This window comes from Robinsoniella sp. (assembly GCF_034124845.1).
Genome location: NZ_JAWYAJ010000412.1, coordinates 1 through 13852, shown reverse-complemented (window position 1 = coordinate 13852; position 13852 = coordinate 1). Strand labels below are relative to the sequence as shown.

General features: G+C 41.4%; 10 protein-coding genes. 7 read left to right on the top strand and 3 right to left on the bottom strand.

Annotated features, from left to right (window positions below; translation table 11 throughout):
- Nucleotides 1–1945, top strand: a 1945-nt coding sequence (locus tag ACH2DQ_RS20525) for an NHLP bacteriocin export ABC transporter permease/ATPase subunit (protein ID WP_395028105.1), incomplete at its 5' end; no start/stop codon positions are given.
- 262 nt (nt 1946–2207) lie between these two features.
- The gene (locus ACH2DQ_RS20520; protein WP_395028103.1) at nt 2208–2504 is read left to right on the top strand and encodes an STAS domain-containing protein; all 297 of its coding nucleotides are present in this window, start codon (nt 2208–2210) and stop codon (nt 2502–2504) included.
- Nucleotides 2505–2586: 82 nt separating this feature from the next.
- Here the strand turns inward: ACH2DQ_RS20520 and ACH2DQ_RS20515 are convergent, their stop codons facing one another.
- The 3 genes from ACH2DQ_RS20515 to ACH2DQ_RS20505 are packed head-to-tail and all read right to left on the bottom strand — an operon-like array spanning nt 2587 to nt 7257.
- Entirely contained in the window at nt 2587–4497 is a 1911-nt protein-coding gene (locus ACH2DQ_RS20515; RefSeq protein ID WP_395028101.1) for a GHKL domain-containing protein, read from the bottom strand.
- 36 nt (nt 4498–4533) lie between these two features.
- Nucleotides 4534–6534: a hypothetical protein gene (locus tag ACH2DQ_RS20510; protein ID WP_395028099.1), complete on the bottom strand. Its 2001-nt coding sequence runs from the start codon at nt 6532–6534 to the stop codon at nt 4534–4536.
- Entirely contained in the window at nt 6535–7257 is a 723-nt protein-coding gene (locus ACH2DQ_RS20505; protein ID WP_395028097.1) for a LytR/AlgR family response regulator transcription factor, read from the bottom strand. It abuts the gene before it with no gap.
- A gap of 166 nt (nt 7258–7423) precedes the next feature.
- On the opposite strand from ACH2DQ_RS20505, the gene ACH2DQ_RS20500 reads away from it, so the two are divergent.
- From ACH2DQ_RS20500 to ACH2DQ_RS20480, 5 genes are all read left to right on the top strand, one after another.
- On the top strand, nt 7424–8116 hold the full coding sequence (locus ACH2DQ_RS20500; RefSeq protein WP_395028095.1) for a LytR/AlgR family response regulator transcription factor: 693 nt from the start codon (nt 7424–7426) through the stop codon (nt 8114–8116).
- A gap of 206 nt (nt 8117–8322) precedes the next feature.
- Nucleotides 8323–9027, top strand: a complete 705-nt coding sequence (locus ACH2DQ_RS20495) for an aspartate/glutamate racemase family protein (RefSeq protein WP_395028094.1) — start codon at nt 8323–8325, stop codon at nt 9025–9027.
- A gap of 245 nt (nt 9028–9272) precedes the next feature.
- Complete coding sequence (locus tag ACH2DQ_RS20490; RefSeq protein WP_395028092.1) at nt 9273–10199, top strand: AAA family ATPase; 927 nt, start codon at nt 9273–9275, stop codon at nt 10197–10199.
- An 85-nt stretch (nt 10200–10284) separates the two neighbouring features.
- Nucleotides 10285–11478 (top strand): DUF58 domain-containing protein, encoded by a 1194-nt coding sequence (locus ACH2DQ_RS20485; protein ID WP_395028090.1) that lies wholly within the window; start codon nt 10285–10287, stop codon nt 11476–11478.
- 22 nt (nt 11479–11500) lie between these two features.
- The gene (locus ACH2DQ_RS20480; RefSeq protein WP_395028088.1) at nt 11501–13657 is read left to right on the top strand and encodes a transglutaminase family protein; all 2157 of its coding nucleotides are present in this window, start codon (nt 11501–11503) and stop codon (nt 13655–13657) included.
- The last annotated feature ends 195 nt before the right edge of the window (nt 13658–13852 follow it).

Here is a 13852-nt window from a genome sequence, read left to right as displayed (position 1 = left end):
ACCGTCCGGCGTAATGTGGCGCCATATGCGTCTTCGGGGAAAATGGTGGAAAGACAGTATGGGACCGATACTGGGAGAGACAAAGGAAGGCAGGCCGGTGGCTTTGATTCCAAAAGCTTTCAGCGGCTACCGCTATTTTGATTATGAGAGCGGGAAAGAGCTAAAAGTGGATGCAACGATTAATGAGATGCTGAAAGAAGATGCTATTTGTTTTTACAGACCGCTTCCGCAAAAGGAACTCACCGGTAAGGATCTGATCCTTTTTTTACTGGGGAATATCGGTATGGATGATAAACTGCTCCTGGGATTTGCAGCACTTGGGGTAACACTGCTGGGCTTAATTACACCGGCTGCCAATACCCTGATTTTCAGTCATATTATTCCGGCAGGACAGATGTCCATGGTATTATCTGTGGCGTTTTTACTTTTCGGTGCCGCGATTTCAACATTTCTAATGAACATTACCAAAACTCTGGTTCAGACCAAAATAGAGACGAAAATGAGTGTTATTCTGGAAAGCGCCGTAATGGGACGGGTAATTAATATGCCTGTACAGTTTTTTAAAAATTATAATTCTGGAGATCTGGCAAACAGGGTGCGCGCCCTGGAGAGTATCTGCAGTATTCTGGCAAATGGAGTGCTGGGTATGGGATTAATGGCAGTCTTCTCACTGAGCTATATTCTGCAGATTATTCAGATTTCTCCACAGTTGGCAGGAACAGCTTTTCTTGTTATCTTAATACAGCTGATAATTGCTTTTCTGGGGGCATGGGGGCAGATTCGGGTACTTCGAAAAAAGATACGTGCGTCCTCTAAAGTGGAAGGGGTAGTTTTTGCTCTTTATTCCGGTATCCAGAAAATTAAGATGTCAGGAAGTGAAAAGAGGGCATTTGTAAAATGGGCGGGTGTGTATCATAATGAAGCGGATGCAGATTACAATCCGCCGATGCTGGTTAAGATTCAAAAAGCAGTTTCACCGGCTGTAGCATTGTTCGGAACGCTGCTAATCTATTGGGTATCAGTGAAAAATGCAATTACAGTATCCAATTATGTTGCTTTTAATGTGGCATACGGCATGGTAAGCACCGCGATTCTGTCACTGGTAGCCACGGTTTCAACGGTAGCCATGATCAAACCCATCCTGGAACTGGCGCAGCCCATCCTGGACACCCCGCCGGAAATCAGCGAAAACAAAGAAATCGTTAAATCAGTCTCGGGAACCATTGAATTAAACCAGGTTTCCTTCCGCTATCAGGAAGATACGCCTCTAATCATTGATGACCTGAGCCTCAAAATAAACCGGGGCCAGTATGTGGCTATTGTAGGGACGACAGGGTGCGGCAAATCTACACTGATGCGCTTAATGCTGGGATTCGAGAAGCCGGATACCGGGGCGGTCTATTATGATGGCAGGGATATCCAGAAGGTAGATTTGAAATCACTCAGACGTCAAATCGGAGTGGTGATGCAGAATGGTAAGCTTTTTAGCGGAGACATCTTTGCCAATATTACGATTTCAGCACCGTGGCTGGCTTTGCAGGATGCGTGGGATGCTGCTGAAAAAGCAGGAATTGCCCAGGATATCCGGGAAATGCCCATGGGGATGTTTACGATGATAGGAGAAGGAGCCGGAGGCATTTCAGGGGGACAGCGACAGCGGTTAATGATAGCCAGAGCCATAGCACCGAAACCCAAGATTCTGATGCTGGATGAAGCCACTTCCGCACTGGACAATATTACCCAGAGGCAGGTGTCAGATGCTCTGGCGGAATTAAAGAGTACCAGAATCGTAATTGCACACAGACTTTCTACCATTAAAGCATGTGACAGGATCATCGTATTGGATAAGGGCCGGATTATTGAGGATGGAACTTATGAGGAATTAAATGCAAAGGGCGGATTTTTCTCGGAGCTGGTGAAGAGACAGCAGCTAAAGTCTGAGTAGTATTAATTTGAAAAAGATGTGGTAAGTGGCAGAGTTTCGTGGTAAATGGTAAGCCGGTCAGCCTGAAATTTATTTATAATGAAAAGGAACATGAAAATACATAGTCAATGAATTGCCGCAGTTATGCGGATTTCTGTTATTGCATTTTTATCATAAGGCTGAAAGAAAATATTGATGAAGGAAGGATGCCACTTGTAATTCTTTCAACCTGTCTGAAAGTGGCTGTATTGCAAATAATACGCAATACATCATGGGTATAACTATGAATATTACAAAGAAAAAAGATGGAAGTAAATTAGTATTGGATCTGGAAGGACGTTTGGACACGATGACAGCACCTCAGCTTGAGAAGGAGCTGGAGACATCGCTTCCGGATACGGCAGAACTGGTACTGGATATGGAAAAGCTGGACTATATTTCTTCGGCAGGATTACGTGTATTATTGGGGGCGCAGAAGCAGATGAACCGTCAGGGGTCCATGGAGCTGCACCATGTATGTGAGGAAGTACAGGATGTCTTCGATATGACAGGATTCAGCGATATCCTGACAATTGTGTAATGGTCAATGAACGGGTAAACAGATTCAATGGAAAGGCGGAACAATGCATTTGGTAAGATGCATTGTTCTGCCTTTCTTTATTCTACTTTTTCATCGGCAATAAGATAGATATTCGGAATTCCTTTTTCAGAATTTCAAATTTTACGATCCCGTTGCATTGTTCAACTGCTGTCCGGATATTTAATATGCCCAGTCCGGATTCTTTCCGGTTTCTTTTATCGGATAAGAAGCCGCCTTTTGCATCCGCTACGGCAATGTCTTCACAATTGTTATCTATGGTAATGGAAAGCATTGAGCCCATTGGCTGAATACAGAGCCGCAAACGGGCATCTCCTTTTCGAATGCGTCGGGATGCTTCCAGTGCATTTTCCAGGCAGTTTCCTAATATTACACACAGATTGATTTCGGAAATACCACCCAGGTCATCCGGCAGGCTGATATCTGTTTCTGCAGGGATTCCTTCCTGTTTTGCCTGGATCAGATAATGAACCAGGATTGAATTGATGGCATGGTTCTGGCAAACTATGATATTTGCAGAGGAATTTAAATGATTTTCGAACTGATCCAGATATTGCAAAAGGCTGTCCTGTTCCTGATTTTCAGCCAGAGAGCGGATTGCCAGGATGTGATGACGCAGGTCGTGGCGGTTTTTGGCGGCACCTTCTATGGATGAGATCAGACGCTGATATTGTTCCTGCTGCATTTCTAACTGGCGCTTATCATATTTTTCCTGTTCTTTTAAAATCACCATACTGCGGTACATGGTGATGGTTTCGGAAAACAGGATACTGAAGAGCAAAAGCACGATTATAAATCCGGCTATTTCTAAGGGCCATCCGGCGATAATCGGCTCATATAACGGGAAGATTCGGTCGATTGCCAATGCGGAGCCCATGAAACCGAACCCCACCAGCAACCGCCTGGAATATCTGGCTTTATCCAGGATAGCAGTCATGGTACTGAGTATAAGGTAACTTGCGGCTATCCATTTATAATACATTAACAGCTTGCTGTAGAGCAGCATGGCATTAATATTGTCCTGCCATAGCATTGGCATAATAAGAACAGCCAGGCATATCGTCAGGCTGAGAGCAGTCATTGGAAAACGGTATCTGCCTGGAATCCGGCAGATAGAGCCCTGCTGTATAATCAGTATCGACAGCAGGGCATACAGGCTGAAGGACTCTAAACGGTACCAGAAATGACCGTTCATGCCCAGGGTATGAACCAGTGGATAGCTGATATATCCTGCATAAAAAATGCATAACAGGAAGAACAGGACAGCAGTCTTTTTCTGCCTGCTTTTCATCTGTGTAAACAGATAAAAGAACCCAATGAGAAGTGTAACCGTAAATGCCATGGTATAAAGCACCAGACGCAGAATAGAAAGACTTGTAACCACGGATGGACTGCCGAAGGCAGGGGGATAGGTAAGTCCGCTGTATAGACTGTCCAAATCGGTTGCCTGAATCACGATTTCAATTTTATCAGATGCCGGTATAGTAATCAGGGTGTTTGCAATACCCCTTTGAAAATGATCAGGATCTACGCTTCCCAATGAAGTGACTAACTGTCCGTTAATCCAGATACGGCATGAAGAATAAACCTCCGGTACCTCCAGCATTTGAGGAGAAGCGGTATCGGTCAGGATTGTAAGCCGATAGGTTGCGCTTCCGTGGGGGTTTTTGGCTTTATCCCCCAGTTCAAAGCCCCCATGCTGTCCGATGGATACATAATTACTGCAGACGGGGGACTTGGAATGGATTTCCTGAGGCGTAAGGAGCTGGTATTGGTAGAACTCCCAGCCGCCGATGAGATATAGAAAGCCGGTATCCGAATTTCTCAGATCCAGCACGCCCTTTTGTCCCTGTGGAGTCTGCAGGGTATATTTGTTATTATAGACGGCATTCAATGAAAAAAGTAGAATGCCAGCCAATATGATAGCTGCAAGTAGCAAGGGATAGTTGTCTTTCTGTCTGCCAGGTTTCTGCAATAGAGGAAACTCCTTTCCGAGAATTTATTGTTTGTATTAAGATTTACGCCGGCCCCTCCAATACAGAGTCAGGCATGCCAGAATGACCGCAGAACATAAAAGCAGCAGTTTTGGCAAAACTTTTCCGGCTTTTCCTACAGGCATGGGATCCGTGATACTACTTTCGCCTTGATCCGTTCCGGCACTGGCATTTGCCTTCAGAACAGGTGAGGTTTCCTGCATAAAAGAGCCCTGTTTTTCCTGTTCCGTATTATCTGATGAGGAGGCTGATTTATCCGGTGGATCCGTTACCTGGTTTTGGTCAGTTTGATGTGAATTCTGATCCACAGCATCGGAGGCGCTGTCCAACGCTGAATCCTGTGAGCTGCCGGAAGATGATTCAAAAGCAGGCGGCAGACCGGATAGTGAGTCTGAATCAGGAGGTAAATCGGAAGTGGATCCGGAAGCAGGAGGCGGATCAGAAGTAGATCCGGAAGCGGGCGGCAGACCGGAAGTGGATCCGGATGCAGGGGGCTTAACGGAAGGCGGTGTACCGTCAGGTAATTCTTCAGGAGGATATTCCGTCTCTGTGTCAGGAGGATTTGCCTCCGGTTTTTCAGTGGAATCGCTGTCATCCGGTGATGGCGGCCGCAGGGAATCATCTGGAGGATACGTTTCACCTGGTGGTGCTATTCCACCGCCAGGGGGGATTACCGGCTGATCATCCCGGTCACTTCCGTCCCGGTCTCCATCCGTGATCTGAGGGGTAATTGTCCCATCCTGTTTATATTCAATTTTCAGGATATTAGTCCTGGTGGTAATCCCATCTATTGTAATATCCGCCTGAAATAAATAGCTTAAGTTTTTATCCAGGTATGTTTCCAGATAAAGTTCACCGGGATATAGATAAGTATAGCCGTCAAATGGTTTCCAGGAAGAACCGGCATCGGTGGAAAAATAAAGTTCGATAATTGATTCCTTAGCAGGTGGCATATAGAAATAGATACGGACATTCTTCCCGATAGAAGCTGCGCTGTACAAATAGTAACTGCCGGGTGAAGTGACGAGAACGGTTCCGTTTATCTGGGGAAAGTAATAATCCAGTCCCAGGATCGGAAAGTCTTCCTTATAAGTTGTCAGTTCATAAATGCCAGGTGTCTCCGTATCTATATTTTCAACATTCCAGGTAACGGGTAACAAGGAGAGACGATCAGGTACAGCTGGGTCATCGGATTGAAACGTAAATTGAAGAGCAAATGGAAGTCTGTACAACAAAGATTCCTTAGAACCTGGTGATATTATATAATTAGGATATAAATCATTTAATGTTACCGTCCTGTTAATAACAGATGCATTTGACGGCACTACAGTCATGCCGCAGCAGTCTAATGTAATTGCCCCCTGTGATTGTATCGGTTTGCCATTGCCTGTGATCCCTGCCAGGAACAAAGTAACGTTTCCTGAGGCTTTAATGCCGCATGCGCCTTTTGATAAAGTTATATTAAAGCTATTTAGTGAAATATTACCATTGCTTTTGATACCAATACTTTTCCGTCCGGAAACGGACATATTGAAAAAACTACTGATTAAACAACTGCTGTCGCCGGACACTAATTCAGAATCTGCGCTTCCCATAAAAGAAATCCCGCAGCCATTTACCACTTTTATTTTGACGCCTCTACTAAAAGAAATGTTCGTGGCTGTTGCTGATTCTATTACCGGCTGAGGGTTGTCAATGCTGATTATTGTGACCTCACCGGATATGCTCATGTATCCATATTGGGGAATCTTAAATCCGTAGCCATTCATATGTATGGTCACTGGAGATATGGCATTCAGTGTAAGATATTTACCGGCGTCGATGTTGTTGCCCAATGCGATCTCCCCTCCGTTTGGATGGGTATCAAACCAGTTCATAAGTTCAGTCTGGGAATATACCATAACAGTGCTGCCTGGTTCCGGAACGGATGCGGATACCGGAAGACATAAAATGGAGGATAACAGACACAGAGTGATGATCAGCGTACCGTATATAAAAAATGTAAAACCATGTTTCATTTAAATGGATTCCTTTCTTGTACGGCTCCAAAGAAAATCGTAGTAGGACTGCTTTACAGCCAAAGCCCCCCGCAGACGGATAGGAGCTGTTTCCTTGTTCTTAAGTAGAAAATCATGCTCCAGAACGGTATCTATGTAATTCATATTGACAAGGCAGCCTCTGATACAGTCCAGAAATGGAAGTCCGGCGACCTGCTTTTTTAGTTCATGAAATGAGAGGTATGTTTCGATGATCTCATCTTCAAGATGCAGTATGGTTATCCTGCCCCTGCTTTCTGTCCAGTATATATCATGTATTAAAATGTTGCGTAACAGTTTTTTGTTTTTGACAACCAGATAATGTGCGGCCTGATCCAGAAGCTCCCGGCACTTGTTCATGGATTCTCCCAGTGATTTATAAGTGATTGGTTTAATGAGATAATCGGTAGCTGATACGCTAAATGCCTGTAAAGGGTGTTCAAGGCTGGTTGTAGTAAAAATGAGATGAAAGCAGGTATTTTTCTTGCGCAGCAATTTAGCTGTCTGCATACCGTCCGGGGATTTCATGTAGATATCCAGAAAAATAAGGGGAAATCTGTTTTTGTCAAAGTCCGCAAGGAGTTCTCTGGAAGATGAATAGACAGATAGTTCAATAGGTATTTGCTGATCTCTACAATAATCCTCCAGAAGCTGCGTCAGGTTGTCTAAATCATGTGTATTGTCATCACAGATAGCTATTTTCATATTCGGTTCTCCTATTTTTATTATCTGTATTATTATAACATGTTTTCGTCCGTTTTCGTGATTTTTATTACAAAAACCTGCGCCTTATTACAAGTGAATTGCACAAACTGACAAAACCTGTTTTATTACAATTAAGCAGATTTACGCTTTTGGGAGGTGTTGAGATATGCTTATCGCTGTTTGTGATACTTGTACGGAAGATTCAGAGGTTTTAAAGTCTTATATTAACCGCTATGGATACGAAAATTCTATGAATATCAAAATTCATCTGCATCAATCTATCTTTTCTATGAAAAATGCTTTGAAGCGATATTGTTATGACGTGATATTTCTCGATGTGGGAATGGAAGAATGCAGGGGTATGAAGCTGGCAGAAGAAATCTGTGAAGAATATCAGGGAAAACTGATATTTATTGCCGGCATAGGTGATTATGCGGTGGAGGCATTTCGCTTATACGCAGTGAATTATCTGCTGAAGCCTGTGGTATATTCACAGATCTGTGACTGTTTTGCCAGGCTCAGCATTTCCTGTTCGGAGGCTTGCATCCAGGTGAGGTGCGGATACCGGAAGGTTTCCATTCCACTTAAGTCCATTGAGTATATCGAATCATTCAACAATAAGGTGATTATCCATGCACAGAATCAGGAGTTTACTACTTATGAGAATCTGAGTATGCTTTATCAGGAATTAAAACCGGCTTGTTTTATACAGCCATATCGTAGTTATATCGTCAATATGTCTTACATAAAAAGCCTGGAAAAGGACCGGATTCTGTTAAAAAATGAAAAAGAACTCCCGGTATCCAGGCATCGGAAGCAGGAGATTATGGAGAGGTATAACCGTTTTATATTCGGATAAGTTTGGGATTTTATAAGAAAATAAAAAGTGTTGGTGCGCAGCAGAAGTGTGCCGGCACTTTTTTGGTGCTCTGGCAGCGGTATCTGATGATGAAATTGCGACTGTGCATTGACACAGGTTTCATAAAAAGTTATACTTTTTATTGGAAATGTGATGTAAATCGTATCTGGCTGCAAAAAGCCTGTTTAATAGGAGGAATTTTAGTAATGAAAACAATTGGTTTAATTGGAGGCATGAGTTGGGAGAGTACAGTTACTTATTATCAGATCCTGAATAGAGTGGTGAAAGATAAATTAGGCGGTCTTCATTCTGCCAAATGTTTATTATACAGTGTAGATTTTCAGGAAATAGAAGAATGCCAGGCTAACGGTGAATGGGAAAAGAGCGGTCATATACTGACAGAAGCAGCAAAAACACTTGAAAAAGCAGGGGCTGATTTTATTATCATTTGTACCAATACAATGCATAAAGTGGTCCCGCAGATAGAGAAGGAAATTGAGATTCCGATTCTTCACATTGCAAAAGCTGCTGCTGTGGAATTAAGAAGGCAGGGCATTGAGAAGGCAGGTCTTCTGGGAACGAAGTACACCATGCAGCAGGAGTTTTATAAGGAGAACCTGAAAGAGAAGCAGGTAGATGTAATTGTTCCTGATATCCAGGATATGGAAATAATTAATTCTGTGATTTATCAGGAGTTGTGTCAGGGCAATATTTCGGAGAAATCCAAAAAAGAATTTTTAAGAATTATTGACGGACTTATGAAAAAAGGTGCCCAGGGTATTATTCTGGGATGTACGGAGATCGGGTTATTAGTGAAGCAGGAGGATACGAAGATTCCTGTGTTTGATACCACTTATATACATGCCAGACAGGCGGCGATGCTGGCGATGGAAGAGCGGGTTTTGATATAGGGGTTATGTTTAGGGCGTTGGAAAATAGATCTAATTTCTATTTTTCAACGCCTTATTTTTATTAATTTTCTGCACGTATAGATATGTGCTTTGGATTATTTGATATATATGACATAAAGTCGACCTTTCAATACATTATAAAGCCACTTTTCACGATTTTAGTATATAATAGAAAAATTATATTACAATAAAATATAATAATTAAGAGGAAAAAGTATTACAAATTTTTGAAAAGAGGAAAACCAATGAATCAAAAAATTCTACAGTTAGTCGGAAATATTGAACAAGTAATCGTCGGAAAAAAGCTTTCGGTCATAAAAGTAGTTCTTGCAATGCTGTGCAATGGACATGTATTGATAGAAGATGTGCCAGGTACCGGGAAAACTCAATTGATACTTGCTTTATCCCAGTCTGTTGCCGGCGAATTTCACCGATTACAGCTGACTCCTGATATTATGCCTTCCGACATTATCGGGTATACGATGATTGATCCTGAGACTAAGAAGATGGTGTATCGGGAAGGCGTGGTAAATTGTAATTTTCTGCTGGCAGATGAAATCAATCGGGCTTCACCAAAAGTACAGTCGGGGTTATTGGAGGTTATGGAAGAAAATCAGATCAGTGTGGATGGAAAAACGTACCCGCTTCCAGAACCGTTTATTACGTTTGCTACTCAAAACCCTGTTGAAAACTATGGTACCTATCATTTGCCGGAAGCGCAGATGGACCGGTTTTTCATGCGGTTATCCATCGGGTATCCCAATCATGCAAGTGAAATGGAAATTTTAAATAAAAACAGTGTGAGAAGTTTAAAAACGTCATTGAATCCGGTATGGAACATTGAAGATGTAACGGCTATGCAAAAAGAGGTTGAACAGGTCCGGGTTCAGGACGAGGTTAAAAAATATATTCTGGATCTTGTTCAGGCAACCAGGTCTAATGAGAATGTTTCCCTGGCAATCAGCCCAAGAGGGAGCATCAGTCTCTTTAAAGCGGCAAAAGGGCTTGCCTATATGGATGACCGTGACTATGTAACGCCTAATGATGTAAGGGCAATTGCGGTGGATATTCTGGCTCATCGTATGATCCTATCCAGAAAAGGAAAGGTAAAATTTAAGGATTCCAGATCATTTATTAACGACCTACTGGAAAATATCTCAGTGACATCATAGAAAAATGAAAAGTTTGGAAGAAAATCGTTTCAAATACTAATTAAGGAATAGCGCAAGGCTGATTGTACTATTCGAGGGAATAATTATGGGAAAAATTAAGATATATAAACTAAAAGAATACTTACTGACCGGTCTTGGCATTATTTTAATCGGCTTGTTTATTGATATGGATTTTTCATTGGTTTTCTTAGGGATGTATCTGGCAGCACCTATCCTGTCAATTGGCGGTGCGTTTGCTGTAGTGAAGAAGCTTGAGGTTTCTATAGACATTCAGAAAACAGTTCTCCTGAAAGGGGAGAAAGGGAAAATATCAGTTACCGTAACGAATCATAGTCTGCCGCCGGTTCTGGGGCTGGAAGTTATCTTAACCGAAGCGAATCATATTCAATATGTTGGAAAAGACCAGTATCATTTATCGATTGGCGGCAGGCAAAGCCTGTCATACGATAAGGAATATCAGGCGGTCATGTGGGGAGAGTGCAATCTGAAAGCAGCCTATGTAACCGTTACCGATTTATTTGGATTTATCAGTTTTCAGGAAGCGGTTGCTGAGGATGAGAAGATTAAAAAAACAATCAAGATTGTACCGGATATCCCGGATGTATTAATAGAAGATGAGCGTATATGGAATTGCTTCAGGATTGCAGATGATTCTCAGGATGAAAAGGAATCCAGGGAAGCTTTAGATCAAAGATCAGCCATGCCAGGATATGAATACCGGGAATATCAGCCGGGAGACCCGATCAAAAGAATTAACTGGAAATTATCAGAGCGCAGAGGGAAATACATGCTGCGTTTGGATGACTACGCTATGTGTTCACCCCCGGTCTTTATACTGGATTCATATGTGGATGGGGATGCCTGGCCCAAGATCCAGAGAAGCCAGATAATTTATAAGGAACAGCGGGTTCTTGAGGGAATGCTGGGAGTGATAAAGGAATTTATAGAAAATGGGTCCGGTTGTGAACTGTACTGCTTTTTTGAAGGAGAGGTTCAACAGACATCATTAAATGCAATGGAAGATCTGGGAGCTCTGCAATGGAAGATGTCCAGGTTTCAATTTGAGCACAACAGCTATCGCAGCTTTAATCTATATGATCAGATTCCGGATAGCAGAGGGGGATATATTATCTTCACGACAGGCATGAATGAAAGGTTGAAATCCCAAATTAAAACTCTGGGAAATCAGGTGATAACGGTAATCGGAGGAGAGAATCTGTTTACTGCTCCGGATATGTTTTTGATTACCGAAGAATTTTATTTGCAAAGAATTACCTGATGATGGAAGAAAGGAAACATTTATGCTGAACACAATAAAAAAGAATGGAGTACCTCTTGTATATGCAACGTTTGTCTGTGGTATTATCCTTACTTTATACATACAAAATATCCTGGTTTGGAGTATTGTCGTTTTATTATTTCAGGCAGTGTTATTTTGTTTCTTTTATTTTATTGAAGAAGATAACACCAGGAGAGGGACGTTATATTATTGTCTGGGTATCGTTACTACTTTGATTGTTGTATGGGTGTGCTGTATGGCAGCAGGTAAAACGGTTGGTGAATTCAAAGATGTTATTTTTGGCGGCGTATATACAACGAATATTTTTCTGCAGACGGGTATCATGGTGTTCATATGCTTTCTGATTGGATCCCTGGTTTATTATTGTTCCAATGTGATGCAAAATAGTCTGCTTAATTTTTTGATTGTAATCATGCCGATGCTGCTTTTTTTAAAAGTAGGCAGAATATTTTCCCATGTATATATTATCACTTTATGCTTCATGTACTTTATGACAATCCTGCATTGCCGTCAGATGCGGGAAGAGAATAATTATACTTATATAATTACCAAAGAATATAAGTGGTATGCATTTTTGCTTTTGGGTATTCTTTTAGTTCCGGCTTCTCTGATGCCCAAAGGAAATCTGGCACCTTTTGGAGAAGAGTTCCGGCTACTGGTTATGTTTCAGATGGATGTAAACTCAAATGCAAATCTGGGACACCTGAATAAGCAGTCAGGGAACACCAAGGGGAAGGAAGATTTAGATGACCAGATTCTGCTATATGTATATGCAGATGAACCGCTGTATCTGGAACGCCAGTTTTATACCTTTTATAACTGGGATAATCACAGTTGGGAAATGAAAGATAGTGATGGCTTTGAAGCGCTTGATATTCAGCAGAATCCTTTTAATTTGAAAGAACTGTATACCAAAATAGATGAGATATTACGAAATAAAAAAGAGCTGAAACAAAGTTTTCCGGATGTACAGCCGGAGCTTTCAAAAGCCATTAATTCTATTGATAAAACAGTCTACCTGGAACCGAATATGATCTTCACCATGCTGCCGCATCCGCCCTACTCTTATGAGGGAAAATTTGCTCAGGAATTACAGCAACCCGTGTTATGGGACGTGAACAAAATGATGGCAATCAATGGAAGTTCATCATACCCCTACACAGTAAAATACATGAAAAACGAAATGTCAGATCCCGATAAAATATTAAATTTTCTATCGAAACTGGATGAGGATGCTTATGACAGATTACGAAAAGTATTTGATGATGAATATGTGGACTACTATGAAGCATTTTCCTTTGCCTATTCAGATCATATCAAAAGACAGTTCGACTATTATCCGGATTATATAAAAGAAAAGGCATTGAAAATTACATCAGATGCCAAAACAGATTATGATAAAGCAAAAGCCCTTGAAAAATATTTTCATGAGGGAGATTATATCTATGATGCCACATATGTACCACCGGTTTTTGGACCAGAGTATTTTATGGAGAACAGTAAACGTGGTGCCTGCACCCAATATGCAACTTCCATGGCGTTAATGGCCCAAACCCTTGGACTGAATGTCAGGTATATGGAAGGCTTTAAGGCAAGTGAATATAATGAAGAAAAAGGGGCATATGTTGTCAGGGCAAAAAACTCCCATGCATTTGTGGAAATCTTTATTAAAGGTCTGGGATGGATGGTCTTTGAACCAACAGTATCCTTAAGCCAGGAATATGAGGATAAATCTGCAGATACAGTAACAAAATGGTGGGAAACCATTACCTTCCAAAGTATATTGATTATCATTGCTTTTTGTGCAATCGGAATGAGTCTTCTTATGATCATCCGAACATTAGCAGGTGAATTATGGTTTCGGTTCCGTATATTATTTTGTACAAATGAGCAGTCTGTCAGGAAAGTATACCATAGATTATGGAAGATTATTTTAAAGAAAATGAAGAAAAAAACGACCTTGGGAAGTGACGATTTAATCCAAATTGTACAACGTGGATATGGATATGACTGTACTGTGATCGGGGAGATATTTGACAGGAGCGTGTATGGAAAAATGTTGGTTTCTGGAAAAGAAAAACGGGAAGTTGTACATTGTTATAAGAAATTATACAGATTAATAAAAAAGAAAAAAGATCCTGATTTTGGACAGAGATGATGTAAGGAAACTGCTGTGCAGCAGTTTCCTAGGGTTGTCAGTTTTCATGACATCAGGTAATTCCAGCAGGTATAAACAACCAGTTTAGAACACTTTAATGCGCTCTTTTTTCAGGTATTATTAGTAATAAATGTTGATAAACTTTATAAGCACCAGCAGATCTAAATTTATAAGTTTTTGTTGAGTTTAAACAAT

Bases quoted from the DNA above. Each gene is read 5' to 3' on its own strand.
- ACH2DQ_RS20520 (WP_395028103.1), top strand. From the start codon at position 2,208: ATGAATATTACAAAGAAAAAAGATGGAAGTAAATTAGTATTGGATCTG.
- ACH2DQ_RS20510 (WP_395028099.1), bottom strand. From the start codon at position 6,534: ATGAAACATGGTTTTACATTTTTTATATACGGTACGCTGATCATCACT.
- ACH2DQ_RS20505 (WP_395028097.1), bottom strand. From the start codon at position 7,257: ATGAAAATAGCTATCTGTGATGACAATACACATGATTTAGACAACCTG.
- ACH2DQ_RS20500 (WP_395028095.1), top strand. From the start codon at position 7,424: ATGCTTATCGCTGTTTGTGATACTTGTACGGAAGATTCAGAGGTTTTA.
- ACH2DQ_RS20495 (WP_395028094.1), top strand. From the start codon at position 8,323: ATGAAAACAATTGGTTTAATTGGAGGCATGAGTTGGGAGAGTACAGTT.
- ACH2DQ_RS20490 (WP_395028092.1), top strand. From the start codon at position 9,273: ATGAATCAAAAAATTCTACAGTTAGTCGGAAATATTGAACAAGTAATC.
- ACH2DQ_RS20485 (WP_395028090.1), top strand. From the start codon at position 10,285: ATGGGAAAAATTAAGATATATAAACTAAAAGAATACTTACTGACCGGT.
- ACH2DQ_RS20480 (WP_395028088.1), top strand. From the start codon at position 11,501: ATGCTGAACACAATAAAAAAGAATGGAGTACCTCTTGTATATGCAACG.